Genomic DNA, 18597 nt, shown 5'->3' on the forward strand with positions numbered 1-18597 from the left:
CTTCATAGGAGGCAGGCGAGCGAAAGGGCCGAATCAGGTGAAAATCCGGGTTAACCGCGATCTTCTGGCGGATGCCGTGGCATGGGCCGCCCGGGTCCTCCCCAACCGGCCCGTGATGCCCGTGCTCTCCGGCTTGCTGCTGGTGGCCGGCGAGGAGCTGAGCCTGTCCGCGTTCGACTACGACGTCTCCGCCCAGGCGCGGATCGACGCCGATGTGGCCGAAGCCGGCGGCGTGCTCATTCCCGGCCGGCTGCTGGCCGAGATCACTCGCAGCCTGCCCGGCGACGAGGTGCAGATCGTCACCGAGGGCGCCGAGGCGGTTCTGACCTGCGGCAGCGCCGAGTTCGGCCTGATCACGATGCCGGTCGAGGACTTCCCGACCATGCCGACGATGCCGCCCGCCATCGGAGCCGTCGGCGGCGGCGTGTTCGCCTCGGCGGTCGGCCAGGCCGCGCCCGCCTCCAGCCGTGACGACACCCTGCCGATGCTCACCGGCATCCGGGTCGACATCGACGGCGAGACGGTCACGATGGCCGCCACCGACCGCTACCGGATCGCGGCCCGCGAGTTCGGCTGGCGGCCCGTGCGGCCCGACATCGCCGTCTCGGCCATGGTGCCCGCGCGGGTGCTGGTCGAGGTGGCCAGGTCGCTGCGCGGCGGCGAGGTGCAGATCGCGATGGGCGACGGGGTGGCCGGCTTCGAGAGCGTCGGACGCAGCACCACGGTGCGGCTGCTCGACGAGCAGTTCATCGACTACCGCACCCGGCTCGCCTCCGACTGGTCGATCCGGGCCGACGTGCGGGTGGGCCCGTTCGTCGACGCCATCAAGCGGGTCGCCCTGGTGGCCGAGCGCAACACCGCGATCCGGCTGTCGTTCACCCAGGGGCAGGTGACGCTCCAGGCGGGCGGCGGCGACATCGGGCGCGGCATCGAGGTGCTGGAGTGCGAGCTGCGGGGCGACGACATCGAGATCGCCTTCCAGTCGCAGTTCCTCCTCGACGGCCTGACCGGCATCGAGACGGAGCTGGCCCGCCTCAACATGGAGTCCCCGACGCGGCCGGCGCTGATCCAGGACGTGCCCGGAGACGCCGACCCCGCCTTCCGCTACCTCGTGATGTCCCTGCGCCTCGGCGCCTGATCCCGCCCCGGCGCCGCCGGGGAGCGGGGCGTCACTGCGGTCTGCGGGCCGACTGCCGGTCGGCGACCAGCTTGAAGACGCGCTTGAACTCCGCGTACGCCTCCTCGCCCACGGTCGAGGCCAGCTCGGCCTCGATGGCGGCCATGGCGGCGTCCGACTTGGCCATCTCGTCCAGCCCCTTGGCCGTGGGCACGATCAACTTGGCCCGGCGGTCGGCCGGGTCGGGCTGCCGCTCGACGTAGCCAAGCTCGACCAGTTCGTCCACCAGCGTGCCGATGACCTGCTTGTGCTGCCCCGACTGCGTGGCCAGGTCGGTGGCCCGGCTGCCCTCCTCGTCGAGGTAGGCCAGCACCGCGCCGTGCCGCGGCCGGAGCTCCCGATGTCCCTGCTCGGCGACCGCCCCGAACAGCTCCCGCTGCACCGAGAACAGCGTCCGCCCGGCCAGGATGCCGAGGTCGGGGTTGTCCTGCTTGCGCTGGCTCCTACGCACCGCCACGCCTCCATTTGGTCACTAATCTTGATAGTCACTGAATTTTACTATATGGTCGTCCTCATGACCACAACGATGGAACTCACCCGGTTCCGCGTGGCTCCGGACAACGCCGAGCGGCTCCTCGCCGCCCGTCCCGGAATGCTCGCGGACTTCCGCGCCGACCGCGCGGGCTTCCTCGGCGCACGCCTGGTGCGCCTGCCCCGTGACGAGTGGCTCGACATCGTCGAGTGGCGCTCGCCCGAGGACCGCGCCGCCTCCGCCGCCAAGGGCGGCAACCTGCCCGGCATCCGGGCCTTCTTCGAGTTGATCGACGAGCTGGTGTCCGCCGAAGACGGCACCACGGAAGGAAGCGAGGGCTGACCATGACGATCCTCATCACCGGAGCCACCGGCACCGTCTCCGGCGCCGTGCTCGACGCGCTGCCCGGCAAGGACGGGGTGCGGGTGCTGGTACGAGACCCGGCCAAGGCGCCGGCCGGGTACGAGGTGGCCGTCGGCGACCTCGACGACCCGGCGACGCTCGGCGACGCGTTCGACGGCGTGGAGACGCTCTGGCTGCTCACCGCGATGGGCCCGCAGGCGCCGCACGCCAGCATGAATGCGCTCTGGGCGGCCCGCCGGGCGGGGGTGCGACACGTGGTCCGGATGTCGGCGATCGGCGCAGCGCACGACGCGCCCACACGCAACGGCCGCCTGCACGCCCTGTCCGACGTCGAGCTCCAGGCGTCCGGCCTCGGCTGGACCATCATCCGCCCGGCCTTCTTCATGCAGAACCTGTTCGGCTCCGTCACCGGGGACACCCTGTACGGCGCCACCGGGCACGGCCGGTTCGGCCTCATCGACGTGAGGGACATCGGCGAGTTCGCCGCCACCCTGCTGACCGACCCCCGACCGCACACAGGCAAGGTCTACACCCTCACCGGCCCGGCCAGCATCTCCCTGGCCGAGGCGGCGGAGGCGCTCGGCGAGGTGTACGGCCGTCCGATCGCCTACCAGCCGGTGGCGCCGGAGCAGGCCCACGCCGCCATGCTGGAAGCGGGACTGCCCGCCTGGAACGCCGCGGTCAACACGGAGTACATGCGGGCCTACGCGGACGGGTGGGGCGACTACACGACCCCGGACTACCGCGAGGTGACGGGCAAGGACGCCCACACCTTCACGGACTTCGCCAGGGCTCACGCGGACCAGCTTCTGTCCGGCCAGGGATGACACCGGAGGAGCAACGGGGCAAGGCGCGGACGGAGGCCATGGCCCACATGACGCGCGTGTCGGCGACCGGCCCCGTGCGGGCTCAGCGGCCGTATCCCTGGAGGCCCCCAGCCCCGTACGGCGACTGGGGCCTGCCAGGCTGTGCCGTAACAGCAGGAAAAAGGGGTTACGCGTCCGTCAGGGCGATGAGGATGTGCTCCATGCAGGCGTGGCTGGCGCGCTCGGCGGCGGTCGCGTCGCCGGCCGCGATGGCGCGGGCGATCGCGTCGTGCGGGATGTAGCTCTTGTTGAGCGACGTGCCCGCGGCGGTGATGCTGGCTCGCAGCGCGGCCGAGAAGTCCTCGAACAGGTCGATCAGCACGAGGTTGTGCGTGGCGTGCGCGACGGCCATGTGGAAGGCCAGGTCGGCCTCCACGAAGAAGTCGGGGTCGTCGAGGTCCCAGGCCCGCTCCCGCTCGGCGAGAGCGGCCTCGATGCGCAGGATGTCCTCGTCGGTGCGCCTGGTGGCGGCCAACCGCGCCGACTCGACCTCCAGGGCGCGCCGCACCTCCAGGATCTCCAGCTGCTCCGCCTGCCGGAGGCGGCGGAGCATGGCGCCGGAGAGCTCGCTCGTCGCGCGGACGTAGGTGCCGTCCCCCTGACGGCACTCCAGGAGTCCCGCGTGAGTCAGCGCGCGTACGGCCTCGCGAACGGTGTTGCGCCCCACCCCGAGTTGCTCGGCGAGCACCGTCTCGGTCGGGATCTTGCCGTTCATCCGCCACGACCCTGATGTGATCTGCTCCTTGAGCTGATCGATCACCTGGTCCACGAGCGAAGCCCGCTGCGCCGTACGCAGACTCACAGTCCGCCTCCTCCGGGGAAACCAATCATCCTATGAGTCAATGACTGGTAGACCCTAATTATTCCAGACCCAAGAACACAAATCTGGAACTCCCGGGAGGCGTTTTCCGATCAGCCGGAGACCGCGGCGTTAACCGGCAGACCCGCCAGCGCGGAGCGAACCCCGGCCGCTTCCAGCGCCTTACGATACGCGGCGGTCTGCTGCGCCCGGCCACCGGCCCGGCCGTACAGGTCGCCCAGCTCGCGCCAGCAACGGGCCGCCTGACGGTCGGAGCCGAACATGGGCCCGCTGAGCGACTGCAGCAGGTCCCGAGCCGTGGCGAGGTGCCCCATGGCGTCGCCGCCCAGGTCGAGCGCCACGGTCGCGAGCACCAGCCGCGCCTCGGCCGGAGTGGTGCGCGACGCGTCGGGCGCCGCCTCCAGTGCCGCGGTCGCCAGCTCACCGGCACGTGCCAGGTCGCCGGCGCGCAGCCGGACCCGGGCGTGCGCGATCAGCGCCTCGCTGCGCTCCCGGCCGGTGCCCGGGGCCGTCGCGAACGCCTTGGCCGCGGCCTCCACCAGCCGCTCGGCCTCGGCGACCGGCGTACCGGCGAGCCGGGCCCAGTGCACGGCCACCCGGGCGAGCTGGAGCGCGAGCCGCGCCGAACGGCCCGCCGTGATGGCGTCGTCGGCCAGCCGCACCGCCAGCGCCGAGTCGTCGCCCGCCGCGGCGGAGACACTCGCCTGCCACAGAGCGTCGATCTCAGCGGAACGGTCCACCACGTCAGGAACGCCGTTGACGTCGAGCACCCGGCGCACGTAGGCGAGCTCGGCGGAGCCGCTCTCCATCTCCTCGCGCGCCTCGACGATCGCCGCGGCGAGGTCGATGGCGATCTCACCCTGCGTGATCTCCAGCCGCTCCGCCTGCCGCAGCGCGTGGGCGGCGAGATCGCGGGCCCGCAGCCGGTCACCGGCGTGCTGGTAGCAGCGGCTCAGCGCCACGGCCAGCGGCAGATCGGCCAGCCGCTCCGGGTGGGCCGAGGCCTCCCTGCGCAGCCGCTCGAACGCCTCGACGGCCTGACCCAGCCGGCCCTGCGCCTCCAGCGCGCGCGCCCGGCCGAAGCGGGCGTGCGCCGTGAGCATGGCGTTCTCCTCGTCGGCGGCCTTCACGATCTCCGTGAAGCGCTCCGCCGCGAGGGCCGCGTCGCCGTGCTGCAACTCCAGCTCGGCGTGGCGCAGCCCCAGCTCGGTGTCGATGCGCTGGCGAGGCTCGATGCCGTGCAGCAAGAACTCGGTGGTACATCCCAGCCGCTCCGCCAGGAGCCGGGCCACCACCGGAGTCGGAGTGCGCTTACCCGACTCGATGAGGGAGACATAACTGTCAGACAGGTCGGGCCCGGCCAGCTGGGCCTGGGACATCCGCCTGTTCAGCCGCAGTCCACGGACGCGGTCACCGATGGTTCCCTGACTCGGCATCTCATCTCTCAAGGCGGGGAAGGGTCAACAACACGCAATGATTGCATGAAGTAGCCGAATCTGGTATCCCCAGGTGAAGAAATCCCTGCCCCGGGATTTAATCGTCCCCGCCGTCCTTGCTCGGGAAAAGCATCTGGCACACCTCGAGGTACAGCGTCTCGGGGTAAGGAATGTACTCGACAGTGGACAGTGCCTGATCCTGGCCGGCGGACTCAAGGATGAACTCGCCGTAGCCGAGCATGCGCCCCAGCAGGGATCGCTTGAAGCTCATGTCGGTGACCTTGGACAGGGGCATCATCGCGACCTTGCGCGTGACCAGGCCGGTGGTCGACAACATCCGCTTGGAAGTCACCACAAAGTAATCGACTGACCACTCCGCGACTTTCCATACAAAACGGATCAGTAGCAACAGCCAGAGCCACCAGACGACCACGAGAGCCGTGCCGCCCCCCGAGTCGCCGAAGAACTTGCTGAGCAGTCCGGCGATGATCAGGCCGCCGAAGACCTCGGCGACGGGGCGGAGCAGCACGGCCGGGTGACGCCGCACCATGATGACCTGTTGTTCGTCGGGGAGCAGGTAACGGTTGACCGACGACGGGGCCGAGTCCCCGTGGGTCACAAGTCTCATGCCAGGTTGTTCACGAATTGCGCCAGGGAGTCAGCCGCGTTGACCACCGAGTCGAAGGCACCTTTGACCGCCGTCGCCGCGTCGGTCGGTCGTGCCAACAGGTAGTACGCCGCAAAACCTATCCCGCCGTATGAGAGGACTTTTTTGACCTGCACTGTGGCCTCCGTACCCTTACCCACTGCACCCGCCGTATACATTACCCACCCGGCAGCCCGGGTAAAGGTAGGTTCACGGCTTAGCTGAGATCTTGCTTAGCCGCGCTCGCTCGCCACGAGCGCGAGGACGTGAAGATGCTTGCGCGCGATCCGCTCCACGAGGCTCGGATGCGCGTAGCCGGTGACTTCCAGCGCGCCGTAGTGCGCCGCTTCCACGCAACGCGTTACGGTGGTCGCCGAGTGGACGCCGGCGAATTCGTCACGCAGCGTGATCTCGACATCCGCGTACGGAGTCGGGACGTCCGCGTACGGACTCGGATCCGCCTCGGTGTGCTCGCTCACGAGAGCACCCCTGCCAACTCGTTCATCGCGCCCCCTCGCGCCCATGCGGAAGTTGCCTTCTTCTCGCTACGTACCCATGCAACCACAGTATGTAACGAAGAGACCACTCCGCGTGACGGAAGGGTGATTTCTCGGTCCGGTCCGACCGACTCGGCCGGTCCCGGAGTGATCAGGTCAGACGACGCCGTACAGCCGGTCGCCCGCGTCGCCCAGACCCGGCACGATGTAGCCGTTCTCGTTGAGCCGCTCGTCCAGCGCCGCGGTGACCACCCGGATCGGCTTGCCCGAGCCGGCGAACACCTCGTCCATGTGCGCCAGCCCCTCCGGCGCCGCCAGCAGGCAGATCGCCGTGACGTCCTCCGCGCCGCGGTCGAACAGGAACTGCACGGCCGCCGCCAGCGTGCCGCCGGTGGCCAGCATCGGGTCCACCACGTAGCACTGCCGGCCGGACAGGTCGTCGGGCAGCCTCGTGGCGTACGTCTCGGCCTGCAGGGTCGACTCGTTGCGGATCATGCCGAGGAAGCCCACCTCGGCCGTGGGCAGCAGCCGCGTCATGCCGTCGAGCATGCCCAGCCCGGCCCGCAGGATCGGGACCACCAGGGGGTAGGGCTTCGCCATCCGGACGCCGTGGGCCTCGGCCACGGGAGTCCGCACCGTCACGTCCGCCACGCGGACGTCGCGGGTCGCCTCGTACGCCAGAAGTGTGACCAACTCGTCCGCGAGCCTGCGGAACGTGGGAGAGTCAGTGCGGACATCGCGCAACGTGGTGAGCTTGTGGGCCACGAGCGGATGGTCGACGACGAGGGTTTCCATAACGGATAACGCTATCTTGTGTGGGACGTACCGGCACGTCGTGCCTCGGTTTGACCACGATTTGGTCGGAGCGGCACACGGGTGCCGGTGGCGTCTGGAACGATTGGGAGCCCGTACGGGCCGCATCGGGTGGGGTGGACGATGACAGACGAGGACGCGTTCGACTTCGCCATCGTGGTCTATCGCGAGGACGAATGCTGGGACGCCGAGATGCTGCCGGTGGCGCTCACGTCGGACCTGCACGGTCTGATCAAGGCCATTCGCCAGCAGCCGAGCGAGAGCGGCACCATCGGCCTGGTCGCGGTGGGTGACGAGTTCTTCGTGGCGTTGCGGGTGCTGGGGGAGCGCGTCGACGTGTTCCTCTCCGACATCGCCGCCTCCTGGGACTTCCCCCTGGCCCGCCAGGTGCTGGAGTACCTCGACGTGCCGGTCCCCGACGAGGACGAGCTGGACGAGATCCTCCAGGACGAGGAGGTCGCGCTCCCCGCGGGAGATCTGTCGATCTTCGCCGATCTGGGTCTGGACGAGATGGAGCTGGGCATCCTGTCGGGTGACATTGACCTGCTGCCCGAGGACGTGCTGTCGAGCATCGCCGCGCGGCTCGGCTTCTCCGAGCCGTTCGAGCGCGCCATCGAATCCGTCTTCGGCTGACCCCTGGAGCTTGCACACATGGCCAACACGTTCGCCGCGGCTTTCGTCAGGACCCCGGACGGCTGGAGCGGGGCCGAGGTCGACCTGAGCGAGGCCGAGATCGTCGACGACTTCGGCGACGCCGTGACCGAGGCGCTCAGCCTGTCCGGTGACGAGATGGCGCTGCTCTGCGTCGAGGTCGAGGACGAGTGGTTCGCCATCGTGCGCTACCTCGGCGACGAGGAGCCGCGGGTGTTCCTCTCCGACGCCCACGCGATCGCGCCGGGCAGCCTCGGCGAGCTGTTCGCCGAGTTCGCGGGCGTGAGCGTCGACAAGGAGAGCAACGCGCTGGGCGTACGGCCGGCGGGCGACTTCGAGCTGCTGAGAGACCTCGGCCTGAGCTCGGAGGAGTTGCTGGAGCTCAGCATGGAGGAGGGCGTGCTGCCGGCCGACATCCTGTCCGTGATCGCCGAGCGGCTGTCGTTCGCCGACGAGCTCGACCGGCTGCGGTGACCCCGCGCGGGACGCGGTGACGTCCGGGTACGACGGGGCGATGCGGCTGGCGCTGGCCGAGGCCGCGAGCGCCGGCGCGCGCGGCGAGGTTCCCGTGGGCGCGGTCGTCCTCGGTCCGGCCGGTCGCGCAGTCCCTGGCGGCTCAGGCGGGACGGGTGACTTGGGCGGGTCGGGTGGCTTGGGCGGGCCGGGTGGCGCGGTGCTGGCCGCCGCCGGGAACGACCGCGAGTCCGCGTCCGACCCCACCGCGCACGCGGAGATCCTCGCGCTGCGCGAGGCCGCGCGCGTCCGCGGCGGCTGGCGGCTGGACGGCTGCACCCTCGTGGTCACCCTGGAGCCCTGCACGATGTGCGCGGGCGCCGCGGTGCTCGCCCGGGTCGACCGGATCGTCTACGGCGCGGTGGACGAGAAGGGCGGCGCCGTGGGCTCCCTCTGGGACGTCGTCCGGGACCGCCGGCTCAACCACCGGCCGGAGGTCGTCATGGGTGTGATGGCCGAGGAGTGCGCCGGCGTCCTTTCCGAGTTCTTCGCCACTCGGCGGATCCGGTAAGCTCGTCCGCGGTGGTGTCGCCTAGTGGCCGAGGGCGCACGCCTCGAAAGCGTGTGATGGGGCAACTCATCCGTGGGTTCAAATCCCACCACCACCGCCGCCGATCGGGCCCCTGACCAGTTCAGGGGCCCGACGCGTTTTCCGGCTTCGGAGGTCAGGCGGGCAGGTCCAGCACTCTGGCGTGCAGGATGGAGCGCTGGTGCAGCGCGGCCCGCAGCGCCCGGTGCAGACCGTCCTCCAGGTAGAGCTCGCCCTGCCACTGCACCACGTGCGGGAACAGGTCGCCGTAGAAGGTGGAGTCGGCGGCGAGCAGGGAGTGCAGGTCCAGCATCGCCTTCGTGGTGATCAGGGAGTCGAGCCGGACCTGGCGCGGCGGGATCTGGGCCCACTCTCGGTGGGTCAGACCATGTTCGGGATAGGGGCGTCCGTCGCCGACCAGCTTGAAGATCACCCCCCCGATTTTAGGAGAGATTCAGCCTCGTTGTGCTGTTTGCGAGAATTATCGGTGCCGGCGGGCCCGCGACGACCCGGGCCGGGACCTCCGCTCAGCCGAGCTGACCAGCGGCGCACGACTTCGGCTGACCCGAGCCGTATCCCTGCTTGAAGGCGTTGACGCGCTGCTCCGAGGAGCCGTGCGTGAACGAGTCGGGATCGACCCGGCCCTGCGTGCGCTGCTGGATCCGATCGTCGCCCACCGCGGCCGCCGCGTCCAGCGCCTCGGCGATGTCCGTGTCGGTGAACGGCTTGTCGTAGAAGCCGGTGTCGATGGCGTTCTTGGCCCACACGCCCGCGTAGCAGTCGGCCTGCAACTCCGTGGCCACCGAGCCGCCGCCCTCCAGCGCGCCGGTCAGGTTCTGCACGTGGTGCCCGTACTCGTGGGCGATCACGTACGCCTGGGCGAACGGGCCGCCCTTGGCGCCGAACCGGCTGTGCAGGTCGTCGAAAAAGCTCAGGTCGAGGTAGACCCGCTGGTCGCCGGGGCAGTAGAAGGGGCCGACAGACGAGTCCGCCGCGCCGCACGCCGTGCGGACGCCGCCCGAGTACAGGATGGTCTTGGCGGACCGGTAACCCGAGACCTCGTCCTTCCAGTAGTCCTGGATGCTGTTGACCACGCCGATCACCCGGCACTTCTCCGACTGGTCGGCGTCCTTGCCGGTCTTGCACTCCTGCGAGAGGTTCGAGGCCGGCTGCCGCTGGGCGGGCTCTCCGCCGCCGCCACCTCCGCCGGCGTTGTTCAGCAGGAACACCACGACCGCCACGATCAGGGTGACGATGCCGCCGCCACCCAGGACCATCCCGCCGGGGAACCCCCCGCCCCCGCCACCACCGCCGCTGCCGCCGACGTCCTCCACCTGGGAGGAATCGAGATTGACGTCGTCTCGGAAGTCCATCGCCAACGTCCCTTCTCCATGCGCCCGCATGCCGCGTGCTCGGTGTGCCCGCATGACAGCTTCCCGAAAGGGGGCGGGAGATTCCACGCCGGGTGGCGGTCTCGTGGTCGGGACGCTCGGGCAGGCCCCCGAATTCTCCGTGGACACGTCCGATAATCTCGGGAAATGACCGCAGGCTTGATCGGGATCGCGCTCGTGTCCCTCGGCATGGTTCTCACGCCCGGACCGAACATGATCTACCTTGTGTCCCGTTCCATCACCCAGGGCCGCAAGGCGGGCCTGATCTCCCTCACCGGCGTCGCGCTGGGCTTCACGATCTACCTGACCGCCACGTGCCTGGGCCTGACCGCGATCTTCGCGTACGTGCCCGCCGCGTACACGGCGCTCAAGCTGGGCGGCGCCGCGTACCTGCTCTGGCTCGCCTGGAACGCCGTCAAGCCGGGCGGCACCTCGGCCTTCGAGCCGCGCGAGCTGCCGGTCGAGCCGCCGCGCAAGCTGTTCGCCATGGGTCTGCTGACCTGCCTGCTCAACCCCAAGATCGCAATCCTGTACCTGTCGCTGCTGCCGCAGTTCATCGACCAGGACATGGGCCACGTCCTGCTCCAGAGCCTCGCGCTCGGGTCGGTGCAGATCGCCATCGGCACGCTGGTCAACGGCATCATCGCGGTCAGCGCGGGCAGCCTGGCCGTGTTCCTGGCCCGCCGGCCGCTGTGGCTGCGCGTCCAGCGGTACTTCATGGGCGCCGTGCTCGGCGGCATCGCCATCCGCCTGGCCACCGACCGGTCGAAGGTGCTGCTGACGGCCTGACCCGCCTGCGGGTCAGGCGGGGGTCCTCGCCGGGACGGGCTCGGCGAGCCCCCGCGCCCGGCGGCGCTCCGGCAGCAGGGCCAGCAGTCCCAGTACGGCCAGCGCCGCGCCCAGCCAGAGCGGGGCCCGCAGGCCGTACGCGTCGATGGCCAGGCCGCCGGCCGAGGAGCCGATGACCACGCCCAGCGTGATGAACGACGAGTGGATCGTGTTGACCAGCGGTCCCGCGTTCCCGGCGCGCTGGACGCGGGTGACCATGGCCGGGTTCATGGTGACGCCGACCAGGCCGACGCCCAGCATGAAGACCAGCGCCGCCGCGCTCACGTGGGCCAGCAGCGCGAACCCGGTCAGGAACGCCGCGTTCAGCGCCAGGCCGTACACCTGGACCGCGATCGTGTGCCGGTCGGCGAGGCGTCCGACGACGTGGTTGCCGGCCACCGTCGCGGCGCCGTACGCGACGAGCAGGTACGGGACGCTCCCGGTGGAGAAGCCGGCCAGGCCGGTGAGGATCGGGTTGAGGTAGCTGAACGCGGAGAACGTGGCGCCGATGATCAGCGTGCTGGTGATGAGCGCCAGCAGCAGGCGGCGGCTGCGGAACACCGCCGTCTGCCCGCGCAGGCCGTCGCCGTCGCCCTCGGCGCGTTCGAGACGCGGCACGCCCGCGAGCGTGGCCGGCGCGGCGACCAGCGTGAGCACGCCGACGGCCCAGAACGCCGCCCGCCAGCCGAACCGCTCGCCGATCATCGTGGACAGCGGAAGACCGAGCAGGGTGCCGACCATGAGCCCGTTCATCACCACGGCGATGGCCCGGCCGCGCACCTCGGGCCGCGCCATCCGCACGGCCAGGGAGACGGTGACGCCGAAGAACGCCTGGGAGGCGACGCCGGTGATGATCCGCGCCGCCATCATGACCGGGTAGGACGGGGCCACGGCGGCCAGCAGGTTGCCCGCGAGGAAGACGGCGAACAACGTCATCAGGGCGGCCCTGGGTCGCAGCCGCGTCACGGCCACGGTCATGAACGGCCCGCCGACGGCCATGGCGACCGCGAAGGCGGTGATGAGGTACCCGATCTGGGGGATGGTGGCGCCGAGGCCCCGCGCCATCTGGGGCATCAGCCCGGCGACGGCGAACTCGCTGGTGACCATGGCGAAGATGCCGAAGGCCAGGACGTACACGGATCTGGGCAAGGAGTGCTCCTCGGGTTTTGCATCGAGCGGTGCAGAATCTGGGCATGGCAGGCATGGCAGGCATGGGAACGGGACGGCGGGCCGGTGACCCGCCGGATGCAGGACAGTCGGATCAGGGCAGGGTGAGGGCGTCCATCGCGGTCTCGGCGAGGGACTCCAGGGTGGCCCGGTCGGCTCCTCCCTGGGCGGCGACGCGGATGCCGGCGGTCACGGCGTTGAGGTAACGGGCCAGCGAGGCCGAGTCGCGGGCGGAGCGGACGTCGCCGTCGCGCCGCCCGGCCTCGACGGCCGCGCGCAACGACTCCAGGCGGATGGTCGCGTCGCGTTCGAGGAGCCCGGCTATCTCGGGGTCGCGTCCCCGGAACTCCACGGTCGTGTTCACGCCGAGGCAGCCGATGCTGGGCGCGTCGCCCCGGTACGTGAACTCGTCGTCGATGATCTTGGCGAACAGGGCGCGGATCCGCTCGACGGCGGGGCGGTCACCGCTCTCCAGGATCTCCAGCTGGGCGGCCGTCATGGCCTCGGTGTAGCGGGCCAGCGCCCGCCTGAACAGCTCGTGCTTGCTGGTGAACGCGTTGTAGACGCTGCTGCGGTCGAGTCCCGTGGCCTCGCACAGGTCGCGCGTGGAGGTGCCCTCGTACCCGTGCCGCCAGAAGGCGCGCATCGCCTGGTCGAGCACCCGGTCCTCGTCGAAGGTTCGCGGTCGGGCCATGCGCCGAAGCTACACGTTTTGCGGCGCTTGGTGCAAAATTCCACCACATGCTCTGTCGCCACGTCAGAATTCCTACTTCTTTGATAATCTCGGCCCATGGCAGAGGACTACAGCATTGGCGAAGGGCCCTCGACCCGGGTGAGTCTCTCCTTGCCCGAAGGGACGGCCGAGGCGATCCGCCGTCGCGTCGGGAAGCGGGAGTTCTCCTCGTTCATCACCGCAGCGGTTGAGCGCGAGCTGCGCGGTCAGATCCTGGACGAGTATCTGACCGACTACGAACGACGTAACGGGCCTGTGCCGGCCTCCGATCGGGACCAGGCTCGTCAGGTCTTCGACGATGTGTTCGCCGAGGAGGAGGATTGGCGCGCCGCGGGCTGATGCGCCAGGGCACCCTCGTTCTCGACTGCGAGGGATTGTCGGGCTTCGTCAACGATCAGCCGCCTGTCGTCGCTCTGGTCGCGGAGGCGCGCAGCCGCGGCATGGAGGTAGTGACCAGTTCACTCACCCTCGTCGAAGCGACTCACCGCCGGACGAACCAGGCTCGGCTCGCCTGGCTCTTGTCCGGCATGCGAATCGTCCACGTGGGCGAGGAGGAAGCGAGAGCCGCGTCCACGATGCTGGTCGCGGCGGGGCTCCATGGTCACAAGTACGCGATCGACGCCGTAGTCGCGGAGATGGCCGTACGGCAACAGCGGCCGGTTGTCATGCTCACGTCTGACATCGACGACATGGCGAGGTTCTGCGGCGACCGGGTGCGGCTCGTCGCCGTCTAGATCTTGAGCAGCCACGCCGGGGCAGACCACTCGACGCCCTCGTCACGAGCGGATGCCGAGTCCGGTGGCCGGAATCTTCCCGACCCGGGACGGAGCTTCGCGCGTTGACCTTGACGCCCAGGTCAGCCTTTAGCGTCACGTCCACTCACCTGCGGACAGAGGGGACACTCATGGGCGACATCTCGGGCAGCCTGGCAGGCAAGGGCGTGGTCATCACCGGAGGCGGCACGGGGATCGGCCGCGCCACGGCTCATCGGTTCGCCGCCGAAGGCGCGCAGGTGCTCGTCGTCGGCCGCACCGCGGCGCGCCTGGAGGAGACCGCAGCCGCTCACTCCTCGATCAGTGTCTTCGCCGCTGACGGCGCGGCGGTCGATGGGCCCGAGCGGATCGTCGAGGCGGCGGTGCAGCGGCTGGGCCGGATCGATGTCCTGGTCAACAATGCCGCGATCACTCGGCCGGCCGCGCTCGGGACGATCGATCGCCGTACCGCCGAAGAGCAGATCGCCACCAACCTGCTCACTCCCATCTTCCTGACCCAGGCCGCCCTGCCGCACCTGGCCTCCGCGAAGGGGACGATCGTGAACGTGTCGTCCAACCCGCCCTGGGGCGGCTGGCCGGACAACTCGGTCTACGGCTCCACCAAGGTCGCCCTCGACTTCCTGACGGCCACCTGGGCGGTCGAGCTCGCCCCCAAGGGCGTGCGGGTCGTGTCCGTGGCGCCCGGCATCACCGCCACACCCGTGCTGGCGCACGCCGGGTTCACCGAGGAGCAGATCGCCGCCGCAGGCAAGGGACTCGTCGGACGCATCCCGCTCGGCCGCGTGGCCCAGCCCGGCGAGATCGCCTGGTGGATCGTGAACGTGGCGCGGCCCGAGGCCGGCTACCTCACCGGCACGGTGGTTCGCGTCGACGGCGGCCTCTCCGTGGCAGCGGGGCAGCAGGCATAAGCTGGGACAGTGCTGATCGGGGAGCTGGCGCGAGCGAGCGGCGTCACCGTCCGGGCCTTGCGCTATTACGAGCAGCAGGGTCTGCTGCAGCCGGAACGGACCTCCAACGGCTACCGGCAGTACGACGGCAGAGCGGTGACCAAGGTCCGCAACATCCGGCTCCTGCTGTCGAACGGCTTCACCGCTCAGGACGTACGAAACTTCTTGCCCTGCCTGGACGATGGCGATGTCTCGCTGGGACCGGCCTGCCCGCCCGGTGTGGAAGCGGTGAGCAGGAAGGTCGCGGTTCTGGACGAGCGGATCGCGGAGCTGAGCGCCGTACGAGACCGGCTCGTGGAGGCCCTGATCGGCAACGCGACACCGCAGCAACCCGGCACCATCGCTAGCCACCCCGCCTACAGCCGCCCCGTTCACGATTAGAAACTCGAGGCCGCCGGTCTACGCGGAGGAGCACGTCTTCGCGACGTTCGTCACGGGGGTTGCTCATCCTCGGCGTGCCGGAGCGCACGGGCATGGCGGGCGCGGTAGCGGCATGTGAGAGGCGGCATCCGGTGGACCGTGGCCCCTGAAGAGCCGACCGAGACCCAAAGCCAGAGGGGTCATGCCGTTGATCACGGCATGACCCCTCTGAGCTGGCGGAGGATGGGGGATTTGAACCCCCGAAAGGTTGCCCTTTACACGCTTTCCAAGCGTGCGCCCTCGGCCACTAGGCGAATCCTCCGCCGACGAGCTTACCGGACTTCCGGCGGTGCGGAGACCACGATTTCACAGGTGGATTTCGCTGCAGCGAGCACTGCCGTATCCCGCTAGACTGTCCAAGGACCCCTCGCGCGGCGTCATCCTGTGAACCTCCCCAGGGCCGGAAGGCAGCAAGGATAAGCGGGCTCTGGCGGGTGTGCGAGGGGTTCTCTTCGTTTGGGCCCCTCGCAGGCGGGATGGTCGCATGAGCCTTGCGCTTTATCGCAAGTACCGACCCGGGACCTTCGCCGAGGTCAAGGGACAGGAGCACGTCACCGATCCGCTGCGGCAGGCGTTGCGCACGGGGCGCATCAACCACGCTTACCTGTTCAGCGGCCCCCGGGGATGCGGCAAGACGTCCAGCGCCCGCATCCTGGCCCGCTCCCTCAACTGTGAGAAGGGCCCCACGCCCGACCCCTGCGGCGTCTGCGAGTCCTGCGTCGCGCTGGCCCCCACCGGCCCCGGCCACCTCGACGTCATCGAGATCGACGCGGCCTCCCACGGCGGCGTGGACGACGCGCGCGACCTGCGCGAGCGGGCCTTCTTCGCCCCGGTCTCCGCCCGCTACAAGATCTACATCATCGACGAGGCGCACATGGTGACCCGCGAGGGTTTCAACGCGCTGCTCAAGCTCGTCGAGGAGCCCCCGCCGCACCTGAAGTTCATCTTCGCGACGACGGAGCCCGAGAAGGTCATCGGCACCATCAAGTCGCGCACCCACCACTACCCGTTCCGGCTGATGCCTCCGGCCACGCTGCGCGCGCTGCTGGAGGAGATCCTCAGCTCCGAGAGCGTCCCCTACGAGCCCAACGCCCTGCCGCTGGTCGTGCGGGCCGGCGCGGGCTCCGCGCGTGACTCGCTGTCGATCCTCGACCAGCTCCTCGCGGGCGCCGACGACGACGGCATCACGTACGCCAAGGCCGTCTCCCTGCTCGGCTACACCGACGGCGACCTGCTCGACGAGGTCGTCAACGCGTTCGCCGCCCGCGACGGCGCCCGGGTCTTCCACACGGTCAACCGCGTCATCGAGGGCGGCCACGACCCGCGCCGCTTCGCCTCCGACCTGCTGGAGCGCTTCCGCGACCTGGTCATCCTGGCCAACGTCCCCGAGGCGGCCTCCAGCGGCCTGCTCGACCGACCCGCCGACGAGCTGGAGCGCCTGGTTCAGCAGGCCGCCTCGATGGGGCCCGCCGAGCTGACGCGGGCGGCCGAGGTGTTCAACGCGGGGCTGACGGAGATGCGCGGCGCGACCGCGCCCCGGCTGCTGCTGGAGCTGATGTGCGCGCGCGTCCTGCTGCCCGGTGCCGCGCAGGGCGAGGAAGCGCTGCTCGCGCGGCTCGAACGTCTGGAGCGCGGCGGGGCGGTCGCCGCGATGGTCACCCGCTCGGGAGCATCGGCCATGGCGGGTACGGGTCCGACCGCCGGCGGAGCGCCCGGACCCGGTGTCGCAGCCGCTCCTGCCGTTCCCGTCGCCCAGGTCGCCCAGCCGGTCCAGCACGTTCAGCCCGTCCAGGCCGTTCCGGTCCGTGAGGCGTCCGGCGCCGGCGGCCAGGCCGCCGAGGCTGCGGGGGGCCAGGCGGCGGGCGCGCCGCGAGCCGCGCAGGAGGACGACGGCTGGCCCGAGCCCGCCCGTCCCGGCGCCCCGGCGCAGAGCGGTTCAGGGTACGCGCAAGGCGCCCAAGGACTCGGGCAGGGCACTCACGGTCAGGCGCAGGACGTGCCCGGCCACGCTTCGGCTGGTCAGGCCGGTCAGGCTGGTCAGGCCGGTGGAGCCACCGCCGGAGGGTCGGGGCTGGGGCTCATGCAACAGCAGTGGCCCGCCGTGCTCGCGGCGCTCAAGCAGCGCAGCATCGTCGTCTGGGCCAACGTCAGCACCAACGCGCAGGTCGTCGGCGTCGAGGGCAACCTCGTCACGCTCGGCTTCAGCCAGGTCGGCGCGATGAAGAACTTCACCGGCGGCGGCAAGGACGCGGTCGTGGCCGCCGCGCTGGGCGACGTCCTCGGCAACACGTGGCGGGTGGAGGCCGTGGTCGGCGGCTCCCCGGTCTCGGCCGGACCGCGGGCGACACAGGGCGGACCTCCGCCGGGCCCGGCGAGGCCGCAGTCCCAGTCGGTGCCGCAGCAGTCCGCCACCCAGACATCCCAGGCGCCCGGGGGTGCCGCAGCGCACGCGCCGTCCGGCCGTACGGGCTCGCACGGCTCGTCCCACGACGGGACCGGTGCCCAGGAGGCGGGCGAGCCAGGCGCCCCGGCCCACCCGGGCAGCGGGCCGCAACCTGGTGGTCAGACGGGCCAGGGATCTCCGGGCGGTCATGGAGTCGAGGACGGTCAGGCAGCTCAGGCCGGTCATGGAGTTGAGCCCGGCCAGGGACCACAGGGCGGCCAGGGACCACAGGGCGGTCAAGGACCTCAGGGTGGTCAGGGACCTCAGGGTGGTCAGGGACTTCAGGGTGGTCAGGGACCTCAGGGGGGTCAGGCGTCCGCCGGCGGCAGGCCGACGACCGACGAGTCGTGGCCCGACGCTCCGGATGATCCCGGACTCGGCTCACCGCCGTCCCCCGACCCCACGCAGACCAGCCCCGGCAGGGGCGGCGCGTCGTGGGACGCGGGGGAGCCGGGCTCGCAGGGAGGCGCCCTGGCGGCGGCCGGCCTGGCGAGCGGAGGCACGGCGAACGGGGGTCCGGCAGGCCCCGGGGCGGTCGGCCCTGGGCTGGCCGCCGCCCGGTCCGCCGCCAAGGCCGCCGCCCAGGCGGGCCCCCGCGCTCCGGGCTCCCGCGCCTCGGTCTCCCGCCCAGCGGCCACGTCCGCCTGGCCTGAGACGGTGCCGGGCCGTGGCAGGGCGTTCGACTCCGACGAGGTCGACCCCCTGAACGACGCCAACGCCGACGTGGACGAGCTGAGCGGCATGGCCCTGCTCCAACGCGAGCTGGGCGCCACGGTCATCGGCGAGCTCGACCAAACCTGACGGTAAGGCGGAGAACACCCCGCCGCCCCGCCCCGCACTGCCTTGGCCTGCCCGGTCTCGTCGGGCTGGAGCGGCTCGGGAGTCGAGCAGGGCCGGTGGCCTGGCTGTCGGGCTTCTGCGCCGCACGTGCGTGGGTGTCGGGCTTCTGCGCGGATCTACCCGGCTGTCGGGCTTCTGTGCCGGACCTGCGCGGGTGTCGGGACTCTGCGCTGACCTGCCCGGGTGTGGGCTTCTGCGCTGGTACGGGCCGCGTGTCGGGCGTGTGCGCCGGGACGGGCCTGAGGGGGCTGCTCGGGTGGAGGCGTCGGGGC

23 protein-coding genes, 2 tRNA genes and 1 other RNA gene are annotated in these 18597 nt (G+C 70.7%); 14 read left to right on the forward strand and 12 right to left on the reverse strand.

Annotation, left to right across the window (positions count from 1 at the left end; genetic code table 11):
- Positions 1-37: 37 nt before the first annotated feature.
- Positions 38-1138, forward strand: coding sequence for a DNA polymerase III subunit beta (dnaN, locus tag MTP10_RS05070; RefSeq protein ID WP_310707810.1), 1101 nt, complete (start codon positions 38-40; stop codon positions 1136-1138).
- A 31-nt stretch (positions 1139-1169) separates the two neighbouring features.
- Here the strand turns inward: dnaN and MTP10_RS05075 are convergent, their stop codons facing one another.
- Positions 1170-1634, reverse strand: coding sequence for a MarR family winged helix-turn-helix transcriptional regulator (locus tag MTP10_RS05075; protein WP_310707811.1), 465 nt, complete (start codon positions 1632-1634; stop codon positions 1170-1172).
- A 57-nt stretch (positions 1635-1691) separates the two neighbouring features.
- On the opposite strand from MTP10_RS05075, the gene MTP10_RS05080 reads away from it, so the two are divergent.
- Positions 1692-1991 carry an antibiotic biosynthesis monooxygenase gene (locus MTP10_RS05080; protein ID WP_310707812.1) on the forward strand — a complete coding sequence of 100 codons (300 nt, stop codon included), beginning with the start codon at positions 1692-1694 and terminating at the stop codon, positions 1989-1991.
- A gap of 2 nt (positions 1992-1993) precedes the next feature.
- Positions 1994-2839 carry an SDR family oxidoreductase gene (locus MTP10_RS05085; protein WP_310707813.1) on the forward strand — a complete coding sequence of 282 codons (846 nt, stop codon included), beginning with the start codon at positions 1994-1996 and terminating at the stop codon, positions 2837-2839.
- 166 nt (positions 2840-3005) lie between these two features.
- Here MTP10_RS05085 and MTP10_RS05090 read toward each other — a convergent pair whose 3' ends face one another.
- The 6 genes from MTP10_RS05090 to upp all read right to left on the reverse strand — a co-directional run bounded on the left by MTP10_RS05090 (position 3006) and on the right by upp (position 7072).
- Positions 3006-3680 (reverse strand): FadR/GntR family transcriptional regulator, encoded by a 675-nt coding sequence (locus MTP10_RS05090; RefSeq protein WP_310707814.1) that lies wholly within the window; start codon positions 3678-3680, stop codon positions 3006-3008.
- Between the two features lie 110 nt (positions 3681-3790).
- On the reverse strand, positions 3791-5134 hold the full coding sequence (locus MTP10_RS05095; RefSeq protein WP_310707815.1) for a helix-turn-helix domain-containing protein: 1344 nt from the start codon (positions 5132-5134) through the stop codon (positions 3791-3793).
- Positions 5135-5231: 97 nt separating this feature from the next.
- A complete protein-coding gene (locus MTP10_RS05100; protein WP_310707816.1) occupies positions 5232-5762 on the reverse strand; it encodes a PH domain-containing protein in 531 nt (176 codons plus the stop codon).
- Complete coding sequence (locus tag MTP10_RS05105; protein WP_310707817.1) at positions 5759-5917, reverse strand: hypothetical protein; 159 nt, start codon at positions 5915-5917, stop codon at positions 5759-5761. Before MTP10_RS05105 ends, MTP10_RS05100 begins: the two co-directional genes overlap by 4 nt.
- Positions 5918-6013: 96 nt before the next feature.
- Positions 6014-6259: a hypothetical protein gene (locus MTP10_RS05110; RefSeq protein ID WP_310707818.1), complete on the reverse strand. Its 246-nt coding sequence runs from the start codon at positions 6257-6259 to the stop codon at positions 6014-6016.
- Between the two features lie 174 nt (positions 6260-6433).
- Positions 6434-7072 (reverse strand): uracil phosphoribosyltransferase, encoded by a 639-nt coding sequence (gene upp, locus MTP10_RS05115; protein ID WP_310707819.1) that lies wholly within the window; start codon positions 7070-7072, stop codon positions 6434-6436.
- Positions 7073-7213: 141 nt separating this feature from the next.
- Between upp and MTP10_RS05120 the strand changes: the two genes are divergently transcribed.
- The 4 genes from MTP10_RS05120 (at position 7214) to MTP10_RS05135 (ending at position 8862) form a co-directional block, all read left to right on the forward strand.
- Complete coding sequence (locus MTP10_RS05120; protein ID WP_310707820.1) at positions 7214-7723, forward strand: tRNA adenosine deaminase-associated protein; 510 nt, start codon at positions 7214-7216, stop codon at positions 7721-7723.
- 18 nt (positions 7724-7741) lie between these two features.
- On the forward strand, positions 7742-8215 hold the full coding sequence (locus MTP10_RS05125) for a tRNA adenosine deaminase-associated protein (protein ID WP_310707821.1): 474 nt from the start codon (positions 7742-7744) through the stop codon (positions 8213-8215).
- A 40-nt stretch (positions 8216-8255) separates the two neighbouring features.
- Positions 8256-8765, forward strand: a complete 510-nt coding sequence (locus tag MTP10_RS05130) for a nucleoside deaminase (RefSeq protein WP_310708161.1) — start codon at positions 8256-8258, stop codon at positions 8763-8765.
- A 10-nt stretch (positions 8766-8775) separates the two neighbouring features.
- Positions 8776-8862 (forward strand) — tRNA-Ser (locus MTP10_RS05135).
- Between the two features lie 57 nt (positions 8863-8919).
- Here MTP10_RS05135 and MTP10_RS05140 read toward each other — a convergent pair.
- Both MTP10_RS05140 and MTP10_RS05145 read right to left on the reverse strand, forming a co-directional pair.
- Positions 8920-9216 (reverse strand): type II toxin-antitoxin system VapB family antitoxin, encoded by a 297-nt coding sequence (locus MTP10_RS05140; RefSeq protein ID WP_310707822.1) that lies wholly within the window; start codon positions 9214-9216, stop codon positions 8920-8922.
- Between the two features lie 94 nt (positions 9217-9310).
- Positions 9311-10156, reverse strand: a complete 846-nt coding sequence (locus MTP10_RS05145; protein WP_310707823.1) for a neutral zinc metallopeptidase — start codon at positions 10154-10156, stop codon at positions 9311-9313.
- A gap of 165 nt (positions 10157-10321) precedes the next feature.
- Here MTP10_RS05145 and MTP10_RS05150 point away from each other — a divergent pair, with 165 nt between their 5' ends.
- Positions 10322-10963 (forward strand): LysE family translocator, encoded by a 642-nt coding sequence (locus MTP10_RS05150; RefSeq protein WP_310707824.1) that lies wholly within the window; start codon positions 10322-10324, stop codon positions 10961-10963.
- 12 nt (positions 10964-10975) lie between these two features.
- Here the strand turns inward: MTP10_RS05150 and MTP10_RS05155 are convergent, their stop codons facing one another.
- A complete protein-coding gene (locus tag MTP10_RS05155) occupies positions 10976-12151 on the reverse strand; it encodes an MFS transporter (RefSeq protein WP_310707825.1) in 1176 nt (391 codons plus the stop codon).
- 112 nt (positions 12152-12263) lie between these two features.
- Positions 12264-12863: a TetR/AcrR family transcriptional regulator gene (locus MTP10_RS05160; protein ID WP_310707826.1), complete on the reverse strand. Its 600-nt coding sequence runs from the start codon at positions 12861-12863 to the stop codon at positions 12264-12266.
- Positions 12864-12959: 96 nt separating this feature from the next.
- Here MTP10_RS05160 and MTP10_RS05165 point away from each other — a divergent pair, with 96 nt between their 5' ends.
- From MTP10_RS05165 to MTP10_RS05180, 4 genes are all read left to right on the forward strand, one after another.
- Positions 12960-13241, forward strand: coding sequence for a hypothetical protein (locus MTP10_RS05165; RefSeq protein ID WP_310707827.1), 282 nt, complete (start codon positions 12960-12962; stop codon positions 13239-13241).
- On the forward strand, positions 13223-13636 hold the full coding sequence (locus MTP10_RS05170) for a DNA-binding protein (protein WP_310707828.1): 414 nt from the start codon (positions 13223-13225) through the stop codon (positions 13634-13636). Before MTP10_RS05165 ends, MTP10_RS05170 begins: the two co-directional genes overlap by 19 nt.
- A 170-nt stretch (positions 13637-13806) precedes the next feature.
- The gene (locus MTP10_RS05175; protein WP_310707829.1) at positions 13807-14583 is read left to right on the forward strand and encodes an SDR family oxidoreductase; all 777 of its coding nucleotides are present in this window, start codon (positions 13807-13809) and stop codon (positions 14581-14583) included.
- Between the two features lie 9 nt (positions 14584-14592).
- A complete protein-coding gene (locus MTP10_RS05180) occupies positions 14593-15003 on the forward strand; it encodes a MerR family transcriptional regulator (RefSeq protein WP_310707830.1) in 411 nt (136 codons plus the stop codon).
- Positions 15004-15216: 213 nt separating this feature from the next.
- Here the strand turns inward: MTP10_RS05180 and MTP10_RS05185 are convergent.
- Positions 15217-15304: transfer RNA gene (locus MTP10_RS05185), tRNA-Ser, on the reverse strand.
- A gap of 96 nt (positions 15305-15400) precedes the next feature.
- Here MTP10_RS05185 and ffs point away from each other — a divergent pair.
- Together ffs and MTP10_RS05195 are read left to right on the forward strand one after the other, a co-directional pair.
- Positions 15401-15496, forward strand: an RNA gene (gene ffs / locus MTP10_RS05190) — signal recognition particle sRNA small type.
- Between the two features lie 30 nt (positions 15497-15526).
- Positions 15527-18286, forward strand: a complete 2760-nt coding sequence (locus MTP10_RS05195; RefSeq protein WP_310707831.1) for a DNA polymerase III subunit gamma and tau — start codon at positions 15527-15529, stop codon at positions 18284-18286.
- The last annotated feature ends 311 nt before the right edge of the window (positions 18287-18597 follow it).

This window comes from Nonomuraea sp. 3-1Str, assembly GCF_031570565.1.
In the GTDB taxonomy this organism is placed as follows: Bacteria; Actinomycetota; Actinomycetes; order Streptosporangiales; family Streptosporangiaceae; genus Nonomuraea.

Excerpts from the sequence above, each read along its gene's own strand:
- MTP10_RS05195 (WP_310707831.1), top strand. The coding sequence starts at position 15,527 with ATGAGCCTTGCGCTTTATCGCAAGTACCGACCCGGGACCTTCGCCGAG.
- MTP10_RS05165 (WP_310707827.1), top strand. The coding sequence starts at position 12,960 with ATGGCAGAGGACTACAGCATTGGCGAAGGGCCCTCGACCCGGGTGAGT.
- MTP10_RS05120 (WP_310707820.1), top strand. The coding sequence starts at position 7,214 with ATGACAGACGAGGACGCGTTCGACTTCGCCATCGTGGTCTATCGCGAG.
- MTP10_RS05175 (WP_310707829.1), top strand. The coding sequence starts at position 13,807 with ATGGGCGACATCTCGGGCAGCCTGGCAGGCAAGGGCGTGGTCATCACC.
- MTP10_RS05145 (WP_310707823.1), bottom strand. The coding sequence starts at position 10,156 with ATGGACTTCCGAGACGACGTCAATCTCGATTCCTCCCAGGTGGAGGAC.
- MTP10_RS05085 (WP_310707813.1), top strand. The coding sequence starts at position 1,994 with ATGACGATCCTCATCACCGGAGCCACCGGCACCGTCTCCGGCGCCGTG.
- MTP10_RS05130 (WP_310708161.1), top strand. The coding sequence starts at position 8,256 with ATGCGGCTGGCGCTGGCCGAGGCCGCGAGCGCCGGCGCGCGCGGCGAG.
- MTP10_RS05160 (WP_310707826.1), bottom strand. The coding sequence starts at position 12,863 with ATGGCCCGACCGCGAACCTTCGACGAGGACCGGGTGCTCGACCAGGCG.
- MTP10_RS05080 (WP_310707812.1), top strand. The coding sequence starts at position 1,692 with ATGACCACAACGATGGAACTCACCCGGTTCCGCGTGGCTCCGGACAAC.
- MTP10_RS05125 (WP_310707821.1), top strand. The coding sequence starts at position 7,742 with ATGGCCAACACGTTCGCCGCGGCTTTCGTCAGGACCCCGGACGGCTGG.
- upp (WP_310707819.1), bottom strand. The coding sequence starts at position 7,072 with ATGGAAACCCTCGTCGTCGACCATCCGCTCGTGGCCCACAAGCTCACC.
- MTP10_RS05095 (WP_310707815.1), bottom strand. The coding sequence starts at position 5,134 with ATGCCGAGTCAGGGAACCATCGGTGACCGCGTCCGTGGACTGCGGCTG.
- MTP10_RS05100 (WP_310707816.1), bottom strand. The coding sequence starts at position 5,762 with ATGAGACTTGTGACCCACGGGGACTCGGCCCCGTCGTCGGTCAACCGT.
- MTP10_RS05150 (WP_310707824.1), top strand. The coding sequence starts at position 10,322 with ATGACCGCAGGCTTGATCGGGATCGCGCTCGTGTCCCTCGGCATGGTT.